At 45.9% G+C, this 18,871-nt stretch carries 19 protein-coding genes; 10 read left to right on the forward strand and 9 right to left on the reverse strand.

Annotated elements, in window-relative coordinates; all coding sequences use genetic code 11:
* Positions 1-62 precede the first annotated feature (62 nt).
* The 4 genes from NLX82_RS14295 to NLX82_RS14310 all read right to left on the reverse strand — a co-directional run bounded on the left by NLX82_RS14295 (position 63) and on the right by NLX82_RS14310 (position 2,504).
* Positions 63-359: a hypothetical protein gene (locus tag NLX82_RS14295; RefSeq protein WP_023990929.1), complete on the reverse strand. Its 297-nt coding sequence runs from the start codon at positions 357-359 to the stop codon at positions 63-65.
* 234 nt (positions 360-593) lie between these two features.
* Positions 594-881 (reverse strand): KGG domain-containing protein, encoded by a 288-nt coding sequence (locus NLX82_RS14300; RefSeq protein WP_068939104.1) that lies wholly within the window; start codon positions 879-881, stop codon positions 594-596.
* A gap of 124 nt (positions 882-1,005) precedes the next feature.
* Entirely contained in the window at positions 1,006-1,767 is a 762-nt protein-coding gene (locus tag NLX82_RS14305) for an ABC transporter permease (RefSeq protein WP_023990927.1), read from the reverse strand.
* Positions 1,764-2,504, reverse strand: coding sequence for an ABC transporter ATP-binding protein (locus tag NLX82_RS14310; protein WP_254348358.1), 741 nt, complete (start codon positions 2,502-2,504; stop codon positions 1,764-1,766). Before NLX82_RS14310 ends, NLX82_RS14305 begins: the two co-directional genes overlap by 4 nt.
* A gap of 243 nt (positions 2,505-2,747) precedes the next feature.
* Between NLX82_RS14310 and NLX82_RS14315 the strand changes: the two genes are divergently transcribed.
* Both NLX82_RS14315 and NLX82_RS14320 read left to right on the forward strand, forming a co-directional pair.
* Complete coding sequence (locus tag NLX82_RS14315) at positions 2,748-3,347, forward strand: TetR/AcrR family transcriptional regulator (protein ID WP_053326378.1); 600 nt, start codon at positions 2,748-2,750, stop codon at positions 3,345-3,347.
* A 100-nt stretch (positions 3,348-3,447) separates the two neighbouring features.
* Positions 3,448-4,089, forward strand: coding sequence for an SDR family oxidoreductase (locus NLX82_RS14320; protein WP_068939102.1), 642 nt, complete (start codon positions 3,448-3,450; stop codon positions 4,087-4,089).
* A 91-nt stretch (positions 4,090-4,180) separates the two neighbouring features.
* Here NLX82_RS14320 and NLX82_RS14325 read toward each other — a convergent pair whose 3' ends face one another.
* Positions 4,181-4,855, reverse strand: coding sequence for an SDR family NAD(P)-dependent oxidoreductase (locus NLX82_RS14325; protein WP_028540839.1), 675 nt, complete (start codon positions 4,853-4,855; stop codon positions 4,181-4,183).
* A 153-nt stretch (positions 4,856-5,008) separates the two neighbouring features.
* Between NLX82_RS14325 and NLX82_RS14330 the strand changes: the two genes are divergently transcribed.
* The 3 genes from NLX82_RS14330 to NLX82_RS14340 all read left to right on the forward strand — a co-directional run bounded on the left by NLX82_RS14330 (position 5,009) and on the right by NLX82_RS14340 (position 8,329).
* Positions 5,009-5,563, forward strand: coding sequence for a TetR/AcrR family transcriptional regulator (locus tag NLX82_RS14330; protein WP_068939100.1), 555 nt, complete (start codon positions 5,009-5,011; stop codon positions 5,561-5,563).
* 195 nt (positions 5,564-5,758) lie between these two features.
* The gene (locus NLX82_RS14335; RefSeq protein ID WP_023990921.1) at positions 5,759-6,469 is read left to right on the forward strand and encodes an MBL fold metallo-hydrolase; all 711 of its coding nucleotides are present in this window, start codon (positions 5,759-5,761) and stop codon (positions 6,467-6,469) included.
* A gap of 99 nt (positions 6,470-6,568) precedes the next feature.
* The gene (locus NLX82_RS14340) at positions 6,569-8,329 is read left to right on the forward strand and encodes a glycosyltransferase 87 family protein (RefSeq protein ID WP_023990920.1); all 1,761 of its coding nucleotides are present in this window, start codon (positions 6,569-6,571) and stop codon (positions 8,327-8,329) included.
* 131 nt (positions 8,330-8,460) lie between these two features.
* Here NLX82_RS14340 and NLX82_RS14345 read toward each other — a convergent pair whose 3' ends face one another.
* The 4 genes from NLX82_RS14345 to NLX82_RS14360 all read right to left on the reverse strand — a co-directional run bounded on the left by NLX82_RS14345 (position 8,461) and on the right by NLX82_RS14360 (position 11,865).
* The gene (locus tag NLX82_RS14345) at positions 8,461-9,165 is read right to left on the reverse strand and encodes a Crp/Fnr family transcriptional regulator (RefSeq protein ID WP_048481570.1); all 705 of its coding nucleotides are present in this window, start codon (positions 9,163-9,165) and stop codon (positions 8,461-8,463) included.
* Between the two features lie 61 nt (positions 9,166-9,226).
* Positions 9,227-9,397, reverse strand: coding sequence for a rubredoxin (rd, locus tag NLX82_RS14350; RefSeq protein ID WP_254348360.1), 171 nt, complete (start codon positions 9,395-9,397; stop codon positions 9,227-9,229).
* 2 nt (positions 9,398-9,399) lie between these two features.
* Positions 9,400-10,593, reverse strand: coding sequence for an NAD(P)/FAD-dependent oxidoreductase (locus NLX82_RS14355; RefSeq protein WP_254348362.1), 1,194 nt, complete (start codon positions 10,591-10,593; stop codon positions 9,400-9,402).
* A gap of 36 nt (positions 10,594-10,629) precedes the next feature.
* Positions 10,630-11,865 (reverse strand): FprA family A-type flavoprotein, encoded by a 1,236-nt coding sequence (locus tag NLX82_RS14360; RefSeq protein WP_254348369.1) that lies wholly within the window; start codon positions 11,863-11,865, stop codon positions 10,630-10,632.
* 224 nt (positions 11,866-12,089) lie between these two features.
* On the opposite strand from NLX82_RS14360, the gene NLX82_RS14365 reads away from it, so the two are divergent.
* The 5 genes from NLX82_RS14365 to NLX82_RS14385 all read left to right on the forward strand — a co-directional run bounded on the left by NLX82_RS14365 (position 12,090) and on the right by NLX82_RS14385 (position 18,862).
* A complete protein-coding gene (locus NLX82_RS14365) occupies positions 12,090-12,431 on the forward strand; it encodes a cupin domain-containing protein (protein ID WP_076264549.1) in 342 nt (113 codons plus the stop codon).
* A gap of 113 nt (positions 12,432-12,544) precedes the next feature.
* Positions 12,545-13,318, forward strand: a complete 774-nt coding sequence (locus NLX82_RS14370; RefSeq protein ID WP_028540834.1) for a class I SAM-dependent methyltransferase — start codon at positions 12,545-12,547, stop codon at positions 13,316-13,318.
* A 273-nt stretch (positions 13,319-13,591) separates the two neighbouring features.
* Complete coding sequence (locus NLX82_RS14375) at positions 13,592-15,223, forward strand: response regulator transcription factor (protein ID WP_053326371.1); 1,632 nt, start codon at positions 13,592-13,594, stop codon at positions 15,221-15,223.
* Positions 15,220-16,983 carry a sensor histidine kinase gene (locus NLX82_RS14380; protein ID WP_254348372.1) on the forward strand — a complete coding sequence of 588 codons (1,764 nt, stop codon included), beginning with the start codon at positions 15,220-15,222 and terminating at the stop codon, positions 16,981-16,983. Before NLX82_RS14375 ends, NLX82_RS14380 begins: the two co-directional genes overlap by 4 nt.
* Before the next feature lie 211 nt (positions 16,984-17,194).
* The gene (locus NLX82_RS14385; RefSeq protein WP_023990912.1) at positions 17,195-18,862 is read left to right on the forward strand and encodes an ABC transporter substrate-binding protein; all 1,668 of its coding nucleotides are present in this window, start codon (positions 17,195-17,197) and stop codon (positions 18,860-18,862) included.
* The last annotated feature ends 9 nt before the right edge of the window (positions 18,863-18,871 follow it).

Raw genomic sequence — 18,871 nt, forward strand, 5'->3', positions numbered from 1 at the left:
TTTTGTATTATTCATGAAGCTTTAGTCAAGGGCTATGTTAGTCCTTGTTGTCTTGTTCTATTTTACTCCTCTACATAACGGATATATGGGCGTTGAAAGTACCTTTGATCAGATACGAAATAATATTGTTTGCCTATAACCAGAGGAGGGATCACAGACTTTGAGGAAATATATAATTCTTTATATTCACCTCCGTTAGAAGCATCTCTCTGTATGACCAAGTAATCATCTGTAGTTTTAACTAATTTAGCGGTTTCTGCTGAGTGATGACCTGAATAATAATAAATCCAGCTGAAAATCAGTGAAAAAAATATAATTCTTAAAATAGTTGCAGCCGTTTTATTCTTTGTAATCAACATTCGCGCAAACCTCCTATAATCCATTCTTTCATTTTATGTATGATTGGTTAATTAACCTGTTTATGTATATTGTAAGGTGTATGATCGGTTGACGAAAGTAACTTTCACACAAAAAGCCTATCTGCCAAAACAACGGCAGATAGGCTTTTATAACATAAACGTCCACTATACTTCGTGTTTATACGCAGTCTGTGCCTCTACATTGCAATTGCACCAACCACATACTCCCTATTGTCAGTTATTTCTACGCTGACGGGCGCGGGCCTCGCCGCCTTTGCGGCCTGCTTCTTCCCTGCTCATTTTCCCGTCGCTATCACTCTGGTCTGAATTGCCACGGGCTTCACCGCCCTTGCGTCCGATTTCTTGATAGAAGTCCTTGTCATGGTTTTTGGAAGTGGCTTCGCCACCTTTTTCGCCAATCTCCTGATAAAATTCTTTGTCGTGATTTTTAGCAGTAGCTTCTCCACCTAAACGTCCTGCTTCTTCGCGACTCAGTTTGCCATTTTGGTTGTTGTTAGCCATGTTCAATCACTCCTCATCGAATTTTAGTAAAGCGTGTTCGTGTATCTATTAACCTTCATGTCAGGAATTAAACATGTCTACTTTTTTATAGAAGCTGGTAAATAACTGGATATATCCGCCTCGATCAGCGTTCCCATGCTTCTGTGTTCAATTGTTGCTGGCGGGTAAATAATGCCGGATAAATGAACAAGCTGAGCAGCACGCTGGTCAAAATAGCAGAGGTCATGGTAGTAAATACGATTAGCAATTGCAAACGCACGGCGGCAATCGGATTGGCACCTGCGATGATTTGTCCGGTCATCATGCCGGGAAGCTGGACAAGCCCCAGCGTTTTTTGCCCCTCGATGGTTGGAATCATACTGGAACGTATGCAATCCTTGAGTATAGGGAAGATGGCTTGTCTAGGCGTGCCGCCTAGCGCCAGAATGAGCATGATTTCAGGCTTGCGCAGCAGAACTTCCGACTTGAGCCGGGACACCAGCAGGCTGGACAAAATCATGGAGCTGCCAATGATCATGCCGCTAATCGGAATCATATATCGGGCTGTCGCCGGAATAATATGCAGGCCAATCAGGAACGCCTGCGTAACGATTTCCACACACAGCAGCGTCAGGAATGACTTCCACATGAGACCGGGGATAAATCGTCCTTTGCGCGCAACATTTTGTGAGGCTACGGTAATCATGAGCAGAATGAATAATACGATAAATCCGTAGCTTTGCATCCCAAAAATTAAATGTAATACATATCCAATCGCCAGCAGTTGAATCGACGCTCTGATTGTGGCGATGATAATGTCTCGGTCCAGACCGAGTTTGAAGGATTTGGACATGACGATGGCGATAAATACAAAACCGAGAGAGAGAATCAAGGCAACAATCGTCATACCCATTCTCCTGCTACAAACCTGCGGGTCTCACTATGCTGCGGAGCATTAAAAAACGTCTCCGTATCCGCTTGTTCTACTAGTCTTCCGTCGATCATCAGCCATGTCTCGTGGCCTACCCTGCGGGCTTGTTCCATATGATGCGTAATCCAGATCATCGTTGTTCCCTCTTCTTTGTTCATTTGCAGCAGCAGTTCCTCAACCTCTTTGACCGAGGCGGGGTCCAGTGCAGAAGTAATCTCATCCAGCAGTAAAATATCCGGGCGGTTCGCGAGCGTCCGCGCCAAGGCCAAGCGCTGTCTTTGTCCACCGGACAGTTCCTGGGCCTTTTGTTCCAACAGATCGTGGGTGAGTCCTACGCGTTCCAACAGGCCGGCAGGATCATCCAGCACTGTACCGTGCAGCCGTTCTACGGTTTGGAGATTGTACAGGACAGTTCCCTGAAGCATGGGGGCATCCTGAAAAACCAATGCTACTCTCCGTCTTAGTTCAGGGATCTCCCACTCCGATATCGGTTTGCCGAGGACACGGATGTCCCCTTCATCCGGTGTCATTAGGAGGTTGCACAGTGAAAGCGACGTGCTTTTACCAGACCCCGATGGACCGACCAACGTGGTGATTTTGCCGGGGGAAACTTTTGCCGTAATCCCGTTCAGAACAGCACGTTGCTGTCCAGACCCGGCGAAATATTTGATAATGTGATTGAATTCAATAGCTGGAAGTGGCTTGGATTCCATAGATATAGCTAGCTCCTTTGTAGGGGATCGAGAAAGGGATCAGGTCCGTTCTATGATCTTATTTTTTTATTATATCAGTAATGACTGCTATGCTCTTCTATAAAGGTTCAATGCAGGCCGGCTGTTGTAAACGGCATCTTCTTTGTATAAACTAACAGGATTAGTTAAAATAGAATCTGGATCAATTCTGTATAGGTATAAGGAACCGGATTACATAGAAATTCGATGAAAGGAGACAGGATGATGTCGCCTAGAAACGGAGTAAAGTTGCAAGATATCCTGCGGGCTGCCGAGGACATTGCCAATGAACAAGGGATGGGGGATGTCACGCTCACCACGCTGGCTCAAAAACTCCACATTCGCCCTCCGTCCTTGTATAACCACGTGAACGGATTGAACGGACTGCGCCAAGTACTGGCATTGCACAGCCTCGAACAGTTGGAGGAAGCTTTGATGAGCGCAGCGGTGGGTAGAGCGGGCGAAGATGCGCTGACCGCTATGGGGAAGGCGTATATGCGGTATGCTCGGGAGCGACCCGGTTTGTATGAAGCGATGCTGTATGCAACAGATCGAAATGATACCGAAATGAGGCAGGCTGCGGATCGCGTGGCCGAGCTGGTCATTACCGTCCTGTCCAGTGGTTATGGCTTCAAGGAAGAAGATTGCATTCATGCAGCGAGGGGATTCCGTAGTCTGCTTCATGGATTCGCCTCGCTTGAACAAAAGGGCGGCTTTGGTTTACCTGTGGAGGTGGACCGGAGTATTGAGGTGATGATGGCTACCTTTTTGGCAGGTCTGCGTGTGCGGCAAAAGCGAGATGTCGAGCTTACCAAAGAAGTCTGATTTCAACCTGATGCAGCTAACATGATTGCGTCGCAGACCCGAAGGGTAAAATACATCTGTATAATGTAGATGAGAGACTGCGAATACAGGAGGGGTATGAGTGAACGTACTGGTGATTGGTGCAAATGGAAAAGTAGGCAGACATCTTGTCCGTCTATTGGGGCAAAATGAATCGCATCGCGTAAAGGCGTTGATCCGAAATTCGGATCAGGCCGAAGCGCTTGAACGTTTGGGAGCAGAAACGGTGGTAGCTGACCTCGAAGGGACGGTTGGTGAAATTGCCGCAGCTATAAAAGGCAGCGATGCTGTCGTATTCACAGCAGGCTCCGGCGGGAAAACAGGAGCTGATAAAACGCTGCTTATCGACTTGGATGGAGCGGTCAAGGCGATGGAAGCCGCCGAACAAGCAGGTATCCAACGCTTCGTTATGGTCAGCGCCCTAAGTGCGGAGAATCGGGAGCAGTGGCCCGAATCCATTAAACCGTATTATGTGGCGAAGCATTACGCTGACCGCCTGTTGGAAGCGAGCAACCTAGACTACACGATTCTTCGTCCGGGTGGCCTGACGGATGATGTGGGCACCGGCAAAGTTGCTACCGGTGAGGAGCTCACCAGCCACACCATTTCTCGTGAAGATGTGGCGGCAGCGGTGGTAGCAGCGCTGGAGGAACAGCAGACGTATCAACGTGCAATTAATCTGGTGTCTGGCAGTACGCCTATTGCTGAGGCAATCCGGCTGTAATTACGGATGAAGTTGTTGCACAGAGGACGCTTATAAATGACAAAAAAGCGAGAAGACGGCCATCCATGGTCATCTTCTCGCTTTAATAATTTTACAGCTTGGTTGGATCAATTCCTTTTGGGAATGTTTCTTCAAAGCTATGCTTTTTCTCGTATAAGTTGTACCAAGCTTCTGCGATGATATCTGGATCTCCTGCCGTACCAGCTTGTATGAAAGTGCCGATTGAAAGGTGTCCTACAAAAACTCCTTTTTCTTTCAGTTCATTATGCAGGTTAGTCGCATAGTTTCGAAGGCCGGACATCACGATACCACCATTCCCAAGACTGGGCAAAGGGAACATGGCAGATATGCCCGTTGTAAATAGAATCGCGCCTGAACCATTGCTGATCATGTCAGGCAATACTTCATTGACGGATAGAACTGCAGGAAGCACAATGCTGTTGACTTGTTCCAAGACGCTTGCGGGCGTTGTTTCTAAAATATCTGTGAAATTACTCCATCCTGCATAAGGACTGAATTCGAGTACATCAATACTGCCTAAGTCTTTTTTAGCAGCCAGTAAGGCTTGTTTTAAAGCGTTCAAATCCGTAATATCCGCGACATAAGAGCGCGCTACAATATTCAGGCTTTTTAGTTCATTTGTGATGATTTCCAATTTTTCTGGATTACGAGAAACTAAAGCTACCTTAAACCCTTGCGCCCCGAATTTTTTCGCGATAGATAAACCTAACCCGAGTCCTGCACCAATTATTGCAATAGTTTTCATCTTATATGAACTCCTTATTTGTGGTATATTTTAAAGCAACATATGTTGTTTTAGTAAGTATAAGCCCGCTTAATATATGGAACAACCAACAATTAAATGAGAATGTTGTTATAGAAACAAAAATTGAAATGTGCCAAATAAGGAGGGCAGAACGTGGGGACAAAAGTAAAAAATATGCGAATGACACATACAAAGAGATCGTTGATTAACGCTTTTGTTAATTTAGTGAATGGAAAGGATTTTGAAAAGATAACAATAGCAGATCTAACAAAAGGGGCCCAAGTGAATCGTGCTACATTTTATGCACATTTTAATGATAAGTACGAAATGTTGGATTACATGATTGACGACTCTGCTTCGAACGTCATTGAAAAACGAACATTAGGAGTAGTAGAGTTCGATCAGGACACCATAAATCAACTCGTTCTAGCAGTATGTGACTTTCATCAACAACCGAAAATTCAATGTCGTCGTAGCTATTTAAGTCTTGCGCCTCTGTTGAAAGAAAAAATGTTAATTGAGCTGAAAAAATATTTAGTGAAAAGTTTAGATAACATATGTACAGACTCAGAGAAGAGTTTTTATGTACCTATTTATGCCAATATCATACATGAGGCTGGTTATTTATGGTCATCAGGAATTACTCCGTTTGATAAAGAGGAAATAGCCAAGAAGGCTTCGTTATTAATAACAGGAGGAAAAGGTTAATTCTTGTTGTGAGAGGCATCCCCGGGGGCAGAGTCCTGGGGATGCTTTTTGCTGTTTTCTCAGTATGATCGTCCCCGTAGCAGTTCCAGCTCCAACTCCAACTGAATAGCAGCAAAAATATTTGCTTAAAACTAATTATATTATTTATAATACTAATATGATTAGTTTATAATTAAGACAAGGAGATGAGCTAAAATGCGTATTGTTCAGGTGCAGCATGTGTATCAATTGACGTTTATGCCCCGGCTGTTCCCAGTGAACTGTTATTTGGTGGAGGAGAAAGAGGGGCTCACCTTGGTAGATGCCGGATTGCCATACAGTACCCGTGGTATAGCGCAGGCTGCGGCGCAGATCGGGCAGCCGATTATTCGAATTGTACTTACCCATGCCCATGGGGATCATGTGGGTGCGTTGGATAAGCTCAAGGCAAGGTATCCTGACGCGCAAGTGTTCATTTCAAGGCGGGACGCACCGCTGCTACAGGGCGATGTATCGTTGGAGGCAGGAGAACCGGATACTCCTATTCGAGGCGATGTACCGAAGCATATCCTTACCCAGCCTGACGTTTTACTGGAGGATGGGGATCATGTAGGTTCGCTGTTGGCGATCAGCGCACCAGGACATACGCCGGGCTCGATGGCATTTTTGGATACTCGTACCCGTGCGTTGATTGCAGGCGACGCCTTCCAGACCCGAGGTGGTATAGCGGTATCGGGAAGGCTTAAGCCGCTGTTTCCTTTTCCGGCACTGGCTACCTGGAACAAGGGAATTTCGCTGAAAAGCGCCAAAAAGCTGGTGAGTTTCAATCCATCTTTATTAGCTGTCGGTCACGGTAACATGCTGAAGCATCCACAATCTCAGCTGGAAAGGGCGATTATGGAGCTGGAACGACAAACTTCAGTGTGATGATTCGGTATTCAGCCAACATTCAGCCAGAACTCACAAAGTCCTAAGCTAAGGCAGATACAATATGGGAAAATAGAAACAGAGAGAGGTGCATCGGATTTGAACGTTTGGAAAGCGAACGGTCTGAAATATATACTTCTATTTAGTCTCATATTGTGTGCTGTCGCTAGTGTCGTTTCGTTATGGAGTTATTCAGGTAGTTCTGCGTCCCAGTCTGCGGCTGTTAGGCAGGGCCCATCCGGCGGGTTCGGAGGAGGAAGCGGACCTGGTGGAGGTATGGGAGGACCGGGGCAACCTACCAACTCCTCCACTGAGGGAACATCGACATCGGGTGACAAAGGTACAACGGCCGGGAATGATACGTCTTCGGGCGGCAGTGGTGTTGCCAGAGACGGACAGCACAGAGGCCCCGGTGGCATGTCTGGTAACGGATCTGGTATGGGCGGTCCTGGCGGTGGTATGGGTGGTGGACGAAGTGGGAACTCCTCATCTGCTTATGCTACTCCGCTGGCGATTTTCGCCGCTTTGTTCTTCGGTGCATTCGTGTTTATTGCATACCGTTTTCGGGCTCGTGAATGGAAGCTCGGGGAACGTAATCGGGGACTGATGCTGTGGACAGTGCTGGGTGTGGGGTTCTTTTTAAGAATGGCGATCGCCCCATGGATCTCGGGTCATATGGATTTAATGCTATTCCGGAACTGGGCTACGACAGCAGCGGATAGCTTATCGGGCTTTTACACGAATGGATCAAGTGATTATCCGCCGTTCTATATTTATATTTTATATGTGATCGGTCAAATCGGCTCTACGGATGCTTTCAGTCCCTACATGTCCGTACTGCTGCGGCTTCCCAATATATTAGCCGATATCGTGACAGCGTACATGCTGTACCGGTTGGCAAGCAAACGGGTCGGCTATGGAATAAGCCTTGGATTGGCTATATTCTACGTGTTTAACCCAGCTGTATTTATCAATTCGACCTTCTGGGGGCAGGTGGATTCTTTCTTTACTATGCTGATTGTGGGCATGATTGTGCTGCTTGTGGAAAACCGGGTCGGCTGGTCAGCCGTATTGTTTACGGTAGCCGTATTGATGAAGCCGCAGGGAATTATTTATGGGCCTGTTTTGTTCTTTGAGCTGCTGAGACAACGTAAAATACAGCCTTGGCTGTTGTCCATTGGCGGTGCTGTTGTGACGACCATTCTGGTCATATTACCATTTTCGTGGGGGCAGGAGCCGTTATGGCTACTTGACCTATACAAGGGAACGGTCGGCGAGTATCCGTATGCTTCGGTGAACGCATATAATTTCTTTGCACTGATCGGTGGCAATTATACGCAGGACACTACAACATTGTTCCTGTTCAGTTACCATACATGGGGTATGATCTGCATTGTGCTGGTGACTCTGTTTACGTGGTGGATGTATATCCGCAGTCGCAAACCACAATTTGCAGCGGCAGCTGCACTGGTGCTCATTGCAGGTGTATTTACCTTCGCTTCCAGCATGCATGAACGGTACTTGTTCCCTGCGGCCGCGTTAGCTGTACTGGCGTATCTGTATTTACGAGACCGCAGATTTTTGTGGCTTGCGGGTGGATTTAGTCTTACGATTTTCCTAAACACCTTCGATATTTTCTATAGCTCCAACTCTCGGGATCAATACGGTATTATTTTGTGTGTGACATCATTGTTGAATGTGTTGTTGTTTGGGTATTTGGTCAAAGTAGTGTGGGATTGCTCCAAATCGACCACGATTGAGACTGCCCCTCCCAAGGACATGCTTCCATCGGAGTCACCTTCAGGGAAACTTATATGGGGTGCGTCTTCCCCAAGTGTGAACACAACAATTGATAGTTAGTGGAGTATAAAATATGCTAAAAAACCGCCCTTTAACGAAATGGAAGTGGTTGATAGATCAACTGCAATCCATAAGTTAAAGAAGCGGTTTTTTGTTGTCCTCATGTTAGAGTAACATTGTATCTATGTGTCTCAATCCATATATTCGTTCAGTTTCTGTACATCGCAGATGGTAATCTCTCTTGTACCCTTGCTATGAATAATCCCCAGCTGTTCAAATTTTCCGAATTTGCGACTGATGGTTTCGCGGGTAACACCCACATAATTAGCCATTTCCTCGCGTGAAAGGGGGAGGTTTATTTTAATGTAGGAACCATCCGGCTTGCCGTATTTATGTCCAAGCTCAAGAATCATATAGGCGATGCGGATTTCCGGGTCTTTGGTAGCTAGGCTTTGAGCCAGGTTTTCGGTATGTGCCAAGCGTTTAGTAATGGTTTTGAGCAGCTTCAAAGAGATATCGGGATTGTTGCGGATCAACTGCTCCATATCATCCTTGGTGAGCATACAAATATCAGTATCTTTTAAGGCATACGCACTAAAGTTACTCAGCTCATCGCTGTTAAATATGTTCAACTCGCCAAAAAAATCGCCAGTTGTCAGAATGTGCAGAATTTGCTCCTTGCCCTGAGGCGTCATCTTCAGCAGCTTGACATGCCCGCTTTTAATAATGTACAGCGTATCGGAAGCCTGCTCCTCCACAATCAAGGCCTCGCCTTTCTGATATTTTCGGTGTCGGATCATGGAGCTGACCTTACACAAATCTTCGCAGGACAAAGAGGAAAAGATAGGCACTTTGCGGGCACAGGGCTCCTTTTCGCACTGGCAGGGGCAGGACATCTCATTCACATTCATTCACTCCATTCATAAACCGGAAACTACAGGTTATAGCGCATGGTTGTTATTCTGTATCATCTATTGGGGCAAAATGACTTTGATCCTCACCACAGACTGGACAAACCCAGTCTTCTGGAAGATCCTCAAACGCTGTACCGAGCATAACGTCTTCATCGGGGTCACCGATAGCAGGATCATAAATGTATCCACAGGGCTGACATACATATTTTTTCATCTCTAGTTCTCCTTGTCATTCAAAATTTTTGTAAGCTCTGGTGCGTCCGGTTTGAGTCCCTGCATGATGGCTGTTTTGTATGGTAGTGAAGCAAGGGCATCTCCAAAGCCAATCACGCCGCAGATAGAGCCGTTTTGTATGAACATACGTGTATAAGAAGCTTGATTTTTAGTAATCAGGCTGGTGTCGCAGACTTGTTCATCTACTAGACCGATGGAAAAGAGAGGAGATTCATAGCAGTTCGAAAGGGTTACAGGGAGGGGACGCTGATAGCTGACGGATGCGCCCGCCATATTAGCGCCTGCTATTTTTCCCTGCTCCATTGCGCTTTCCCATAACCCATCTACTCTACTCTGAAATTCGGCTGCATCACCTGCTGCATAGATATTGGGGGAGCTGGTCTCCATCTGCGCATTCACCAGAATGCCTTGTCCAATATCAAGGCCGATTTGGCGAGCAAGCTCCGTATTCGGTACAATTCCGATAGAGTACACGACATGCTCGCAGGGGATAACAGAGCCGTCCTGTAGTTCCACACCTTCTACGTGATCTGTGCCTTTAATACGTTTTACGCCTTGCCCAAGGAGTACTTGAGTACCCTGTTCGGTCATCCGATCGGTCAAAATAGCGGAGGCCTTTTCATCTAGCTGACGGGGGATAAGCCGATGCGAAGCTTCCAGTATGGTTACAGCATATCCTGCTTGCTGGAAGGACCAGGCGGTTTCCACGCCTTGAATACCGCCGCCGATGATACATATCCGGTCTCCCTGTCGCAATTCCGCTTTAAGGCGATCCGCATCTTGTCGAAAACGGATATTGTGAACGTTCCTTAGAGAAGCCCCATCTAGCACAAGCTTACGGTTGTGAGCTCCTGTACACAGCAGTAGCTTGTCATAAGCAACGGTTTGTCCATCTATTGTTTTGATAGTACAATCCTCTGGATGTATCTCGGTTATCTTGATGCCGGAATACACATGAATTCGTTGATTGGCAAACCATTTTTCCTTTTTGATCAGGATTTTGTCGCTGTGCAAATCAGTGAATAGTCCCTTGGAAAGTTTGACTCTGTTATACGGAAAGGATGCTTCCTCCCCGTAAATAGAAATTTCGGCCAGATCATCATGATCTCTAATCGCTTTTGCCGCGTTGACGGCGGCGACACTGCCTCCGATAATAACGTAATGTTGGTTACCCATTCAGTATCTCTCCTATTCGCTATACGCTACTGTGTTTTAAATAACACTAAGCAGTAGATCTGAGACAAATTCAGCGGCATTTTTAATTTTTTTCACTTTTTCAACTTCTGTAGGAGAGAAACGAATACGTACCGGGAATTCCACATGGGTCATACCCGTTGATTTGATTACCTCTGAAGTGCTTTGGACCTTCATATTAGTACCGTTCAAGTAATCCTGTACCACTTCAATGGCTTCCCCGCTCCAGCCGTAGGAACCAAAGGCAGCAGCCAGCTTGCCTTCCAGATTCATCTTTTGCATTTGTTGCAATAGGTCTTCCAATTTGCCTGTCATGTCGGCATATTTGGTAGAGCTACCGACGAAAACAGCATCTGCTGAGGCAATACTCTTCAATATTTCCGTTCCATCCGCTTTATCCACGTCCCATAGCTCCACCTTGATTTGGTTCTCCAAAAAGCAGTCTTTCAGGATGTTTGCCATTTTTTTAGTGTTATTTTTGAGGGTGGCATAGACAATCGCTACTTTTTTATCCTCCTTGGTTTCGGTACTCATAGAGGCGTACAAATCAATAAACTTGGCAATATCATGTCGGATCGCGAAGCCGTGGGAAGGTGCAATCATCTCAATTTCCAGATCGGCAACAGCTTCGATTAATGTGCGCACATATCTGCGATGTGGATGAATAATAGCCTGATAGTATCCGATAAAGTCCTCGGTGATATCAAAACCAGCCTCATCAGCAAATAGATGCTCTACAGCCACGTGTGTACTGAAAATATCGCAAGGGAACAAGATTTTATCTTCTATACAATACGTAATCATGGTTTCTTCTGTATGCAGATAAGGAGTTTCTTTGAATAGCAGCGTTTTACCTCCAATGTCCAGTTGATCCCCATCCTTGATTACGAGGAAGTTGCGATGCTGAAGCTTGTACATTTGTTGAATTTCCGGAACGGCAATCTCAGTGCAGACAATCGTAGCGTTCGTTGCCTTGGAAGCAAGTGCCGCCAATCCGCCCGAGTGATCTGGTTCCGTGTGATTGACGATGATATATTGAATATCCAATGGATCGATCAATTCGGTTACAGCTTCGGCAAATTCTCTACCGAACGCCATATCTACGGTATCCACAATGGTTGGTTTTCCAGTTTTCAATAGATATGCATTATAGGTTGTACCCTTAGATAATGTAAGACGATGAAAGGGTACCTCACGGTCATCAATTTTTCCTACCCAATAAATATCCTTTGCCAGCTTGAATCCAGGCTTCATATGGAATAACCTCCTGCTTGTTTTGTTTATCTAACACAATTTGATTCTAGTTGGATGTGTCGATGAAAAAGATGATTGAAATCAAATTTTTAAATATTTTAAAAGTATTTTTACTTAAATTTAGTTTTGTGATTGCAATCACAAGGCGAGCGAAATAATCCAATACAATAAAGGTATTAATCCATCTTAAGCAAATTTAATTTCAAACAGGAGCGTGAACTAATATGAAAAAATCAAACCTCATTCAATTTCAGGAATATAAAGAAGCTGGGTTTACAAAACGAATTGTGCATAAGGAAGCCGACAATGTAATTTTTATTCTCAACTTTACTCCTAATGCCGAGCTACCAACACATAATCACCCAGGAGCGAATGTATATTTGCTTGTTCTTGAAGGCAGCGGGACTGTAACTGTGAACGGCGAAGCAACGGAAGTTGTCCAAGGGGATATCATTCATGTTACGGGAGATGAGCACTTTTCCTATCGTGGTGGTGCAGAGGTGAATTCCAGCCTGCATGTGGTGTTGACCAAAACGCCAAGTGAAAGCTATGCGCAAAACATATAAAAGAGGACACAGCAGCAACATGCTCATAAAAAAAAAAGAAAATAGTTATTTTTTTTCACTCGTATTGATAATGAATATCATTATCAAATTTTAAGAAGAGGTGTTAATAGCCAATGCAGACAGTAGATTACAAACAGGTGCCAGGGCACTGGATATTAGCAAGTCTCGGTAAGCGCGTGCTTAGGCCCGGAGGGTTAAAAACAACACGTTGGATGATAGAGGGACTTGACGTAACCGGGCAGGATGAGGTTATTGAGTTTGCCCCCGGATTGGGTATAACTGCCCAAATCACACTGCGGCTTAATCCCCGTCGTTATATTGCGATTGAACAGAATGAGAAGGCGGCTTCTATCGTAAAAACGTATGCAAGCGGAGCAAACCGGGAAGTTATTATTGCCGATGCTGAACAGGTTCCGTTGCCGGATGCCTCTGCGACGGTGGTATATGGGGAAGCCATGCTGACGATGCACACAAGAGCCAAGAAAGCGCAGATTATTTCGGAAGCCAGGCGGCTTTTGAAAACGGGCGGGAAGTATGCTATTCATGAGATGTGCCTTGCTTCTAACCATATTGAGCCTGCGCTCAGAAAACAAATTTACAAGGATTTGGCTACAGCCATGAGAGTTAATGCGACACCGTTGACGGTGTCAGAGTGGGAACAGCTGCTGAAAGAGGAAGGCTTTAAGGTCGTTAAAATCTATACGGTTCCCATGCACTTATTGCATCTGCCACGTATCATTCAGGACGAGGGCTGGTTGAGATTTGGAAAAATCGCCTTTAACCTTATGCGTAACCATGCTGCCCGGACAAGGGTTATGGGTATGCGCAAGCAGTTTGTAAAGTACGCCGACCATCTGCAAGCGGTCAGTATCATCGCTGAGCGATAGCCTGAATTCACGAATAAGAGAATAATAAAAGCTTTTTACGCAATAGCAAAAAAGGAGACGAACCCCTATTCAGGGATTCGTCTCCTTTTTGTATATTTGCTGCTTTGGCTTGGCTGCTGGAGTGCGCATGCTTTGCACCCCTCTATTCGTCATATAATAGGTATAACGAAAATTTCCAATTTCTGATGTTTTACATTACCATATTGACTGAGATCATTGGAATAGTTAACCAAAATAATAAAATAGGCGTACTTCAAAAGGAGGAAGCGTGTTATGAAGCTGCATCGAGCCATTGTGGTGGATGATGAAACCTTTACTCGCAAAGGGCTGCTTCAACTCATGGATTGGCAAGCCTGTGGTTTTGAAATCGTAGGAGAAGCTGATAACGGTGAGGATGCGCTGGAGCTAATCAGCCGTATTCACCCGGACCTGGTCATTACCGATATTCGTATGCCTGTGCTGGACGGATTAGAGCTGATCCGGTCTGTGCTCGAACAGAGTACAGAACATCCCGCGTTTATTATCTTAAGCGGTTATAGTGATTTTGCTTATGCGCAGCAGGCAATCCGCTATGGGGTTCATGATTTTATGCTTAAGCCGATTGATGAGGGTGACTTTTCGGCTACACTGCGCAAGCTGAGTGAAAGACTGCATCGTGAACAACAGAATGCACAACGATATCAGAATCACCATGCAGGTGGGCTGTTAGAGACTGTGATGATGAACCCAGTGGATGATGTAGTGGTGACACAGTGGGAGCAGCAGCTACGGCTTGGGGAAGCCACGTATATGTACTATGTACTCGTCGAGCTGAATGACCAACACCCCTGGCGCTCCGGTGCCGATGGTGTCATGCTATCACTTTTCCAGTTCAGGGAGCTTATAGAGCAAGCGCTTCATCGTTTAATGGATGGCAAGTACCCTCTCTATGTTCATGAGCATCGTAACCGGATTGGTCTTATCGTACCGGACTTCTTTTTGGGGTGTTTTGAAGGCAAGGTCGAAGTTTTTATGAAAGCGCTACAACGAGAGATAGAGGGGATGAAAACACTAAAAGATCAGCTGGGAAGTCGGGTTTTCGTTTATGCAGGAAAGCCTGTGAATTGGTTGCAGGATATCCAGCAGTCCTACGCCTGTGCGAAGGAAGCAGTGCTCCATAAATACATTTATGACAATAGCGGTATTGTTGTATATCTACAGGAGGGAATGCCACCACTCCACTATAAGACCATCCCTCAGGACGTACTGGATCGCTTGACGGAACAAGTTGAGGAACTGCGGTTGGATGAGCTGCGTGTGGCCGTGGATTATTTATTTAGCAGCTTTCGGGAGGAGTGTTATGCACCTGAGGCTATGAAAATGAGTCTGCATCAATGCTTACTTAGTATCGTTCGGGTCATTCAAAACATGCAGGGAAATGAGCGCTCACTTCAGTCACTAGAACCGATGATGAACTGGCAGGACATGAACCTGTCCCTGGGTGAACTACAGCGATTGTTTACAGCTTTTGCAGAGGAAAGTGGAAGGTATATTGGGGTTCTGCGCAAGGATTGTCAGCAAGGAGGCATTCAGCACATCCGTGCTTACATTGAGCAGCATGCCGCCGAGAATATAAGCCTGAAAAGTATTGCGGCTCGCTTTTACATGAACCCGGTATACCTCGGTCAATTGTTCAGAAAAACGTATGGTGTGTACTTTAACGAATTCCTGCTGAAATTGCGCGTTCAGGAGGCGAAACGCTTGTTGCGGCAGACGGATCTGCGGATTTATGAAATTGCTGAGCGCGTGGGCTTCGGCAGTTCAGACTATTTTGTTACCCAGTTTGAAAAGATGGCGCACGCCACGCCTAGTGAATACCGCAATAGTCTGAGTATTGGCGACGAGTCAGAGAGGGCCGGCGAATGAAGATGCTGAGAATGACTCTTGATCATGTACGACTGCGAGATAAAATGCTGCTGCTTTATTTTCTCTGTGTTTTTACGCCTGTAGTGCTGACCAATCTTATTTTTTACCATGTCACCTCGCAAAACGTGAAGGAACAGCGTATGCAGGATATTTCGCGCGCACTGGAACAGATTAAAATTGAATTTTACCGTGAATTTGAAGATGCGATGGAAATCTCGTCTATCTTTTATACTGATCATCAGCTCAATGAGGTATTGGAAGAAACATATCCCCACCCTGCTGACTATATCGCCGCTTATGACTCTTATTTACGTCATATCTTGAACAACACTTACAGTCCTGCATACCATTCCGTAGGTGGAATTACGATCTACACCAATAATTCAACGCTGCTGAATTCCGGGGGAATCAGCTTTATAGATGAGGGAGTCAGAAGTTTGCCCTGGTATACCAAAATCTCGCCTGGACGCCAGTCCAAGCCTATATTTGTACGTACCGATGACAGCACAGGTGAACAGCTGTACCCTTTTAGCCTAATTCGGCGGATGAACTACTTTTATTCCCAAAATGGTCGTGAAAAAATACTGAAAATAGAACTGCGAATGTCGTCCATTCGGGAGATTTTCAATAACCTGAATTTGCAGGGAAGTCTCTTTCTGCTGAACGAACGAGGGGGAATCGAATATACAACGGACCCCAAAGTGGATATAAACCACAAACATGTAGCCTATAACACTCTCAAGCTGCCCGAGGACACGATGGAGTTCAAGACGAATTATGTGCTTACGAGCAATCTGAATGGCTGGAGCATTGTGGCTGCGGTATCGAGAGATGCAGTGCTGTATGAAATGCAGGAATCTCGCAATTTTGTGCTCTTGTTAACCTGTGTCAATATGCTGCTGCCTACATTAACCATTATTTGGATTACACGTTCGTTGAACGTGAGGATTCATCGTATTTTAAAGCACATGAAGAAGGTGAAAAACCAGCATTTTGAGCTGATTCGCGGTACAGAGTCGCGAGATGAAATCGGGCAATTAACAGGTGAGTTTAATCGGATGACGTTGAAAATAAAGCGACTGATTAACGATGTTTATATGGCCGATATTCAGCGAAAAAATCTGGAAATTCAGCGCAGACATGCCCAGTTGAATGCACTTCACAGCCAGATCAACCCGCATTTCCTGTTCAATGCGCTGGAGACGATTCGCATGCGGAGCTTGATGAAGCATGAGGATGAGACAGCGCGCATTATTCATAACATGGCACGGATTTTCCGCAATTCGCTGGTGTGGAACAAGGATCGGGTTACTTTGCGGGAGGAGCTGGAGCTGATCCGTTGTTTTCTGGAAATCCAGCAATATCGCTTTGGTGAGCGAATACAGTACGAAGTGCAAGCGCGCTCTGAGGACCTGGACAATCTGCTTCCCAAAATGGTCGCGCTGACACTGGTTGAAAATGCAAGCATCCACGGCATTGAGCCGCTAGAGCATGGGGGACGCATTGAGATACATTTTGAGCATGAGGAAGGACAACTGATTCTAACGGTTCGGGATGACGGGGTGGGCATGTCTGCGGAACAGGTACAACGCTTATATGGTTACATGCAAAGGCAGGAGGAAATGGGTGAGCGTATAGGTCTGCAAAATGTCATCTATCGTCTTAAGCTTTACTACGGGAGCCGCTTTGAGCTTGCCATTCGCAGCGCACCCGGCGAAGGTACGGAGATTCGAATTAGGATTCCTGCGGATCGGGAGTGAGGGTAGACAGCAACGCCTATTTTGCTTTGAAGGACCTTTACCTATAGTTTTCTAAGTAACACCTTTAGATTGACAGGTGAACGAAATGAACGGCATTTTATAAAATGAAAGTGCTTACAATTTAGGGAGTGCGGGATTTTCAGTGCTTGAGGTACGTGCGCACGATATTCACACACAATCGACAAAAGAGGACGAAAGGGGAGGGTCTGGCATGACAAGCAAAAGGTTCGGAATCATCACTCTGGTAATGGTTATGATGGCGTCTATGATCGCTGCTTGCTCAGGGAGCTCGGGCAAGGAGCCAGCGTCAGGAGATAGCAAGGAGAAGGTCACATTCACGTATTTTAATGCCACTGCGGGGAGGGACATTAATACCAAAGAAACGCGGATCGGCAAAATCCTGGAGGATCAGACGGGGGTAAACTGGAAGCTGGAGCATTTGGTGGGTGATTCCAATACGAAGATCGGTACATTTATTGCCAGTAACGATTACCCGGATGTGATAGTACCGGATGGCACGATCGATAAGCTGCTTGATGCCGGGGCTTTTATTCCCCTGAATGATTTGATCGACAAATATGGACCCAATATTAAGCGTGTATATGGACCGTACTACAACTTGATGAAGGCGGAGGATGGGAACATTTACTTTCTGCCGCTCAGTGCGGTTGTAGGCGATTATTTACCTGCACCTAACTTAGAGCAAGGAGCCTTTTGGGTGCAACGCAGGGTATTAAAAGAAGCGGGATATCCAAAAATCAAAACACTTGACGAGTATTTAGCCCTGATTCGTAACTATGCGAAAAAGCATGCAGATGAGGGATTGACTGGGTACCTGGCGTTAACCACGCAGGATAGGTTTTATGCTCTTACGAACGCACCGATGCATCTGGCAGGCTATCCGAATGATGGCGGCACGATTATTGATATGAAAACACACCGGGCCACGGATTATGGAGATATGGAAATCACAAAGCGGTATCTGAAAGAGCTAAATCAGCTCAATGTAGAAGGCCTATTTGATAAATCGTCCTTTGTGGACAATTACGATCAATATCTGGCGAAGCTGACTTCGGGTAAGGTGCTGGGCTTTTTCGACTACCGCTGGCAGGCGGGGCAGGCCCTGAATAATCTGCAGGAGGCTTCCAAGCAATCGGGCAATGATGATATGGAGTATATAGGGCTGCCTGTTGTATACGACCAGAATATAAAGGATCAGTACATTGATCCGTCGTCATTCGTTAATAACCGAGGCATAGGAATTACGGTCAGTGCCAAGGACCCGGTACGTATCATCAAATTTTTTGACAACCTGCTGACCGACGAAAACCAGGTGTTATCCAACTGGGGAATCAAGGGAGAAACCTATGATGTAGATAAAAAAGGACGCTTTTACCGGACTGAGGAGCAAATTAAGCAGACTGGTCAGGACGCGTTCCGCGAATCATTCGGGTTCAAATATTTTGAATACAGTTGGCCGCGATACGGTAGCGGTTCTACCCTGCCTGACGGCAACTCCGTTGGTGCCGGACGGCAGCCGGAGGTTGCGCGTATGTCCTACACCGAGGGAGATAAAAAGCTACTAAAAGTCTATGGTGTAGAGTCCTTCTCGCAAATGTTTTCCGCACCAGACGAGCGCCCATGGTATCCGGCCTGGAGTATCCCAATTGCTCAAGGTTCACCTGCGCAGCTCTTCCAGCAAAAGAAGGGGGACCTGCAGCGCAAATATTTCCCGCGTTTGGTGCTGTCTGCACCGGAGCAGTTTGATGCGATTTGGAGTGAATACACTACTGAATTTAACAAGCTGGATGTAAAGGCGTATGAGGAGCTGATCACGAAGGAGGTTGCCAAAAAAATCGAGAATCCCGGTAAAAAATAAAGGAGGAAC

Source organism: Paenibacillus sp. A3M_27_13 (assembly GCF_024213315.1).
Taxonomy (GTDB): Bacteria; Bacillota; Bacilli; order Paenibacillales; family Paenibacillaceae; genus Paenibacillus; species Paenibacillus polymyxa_B.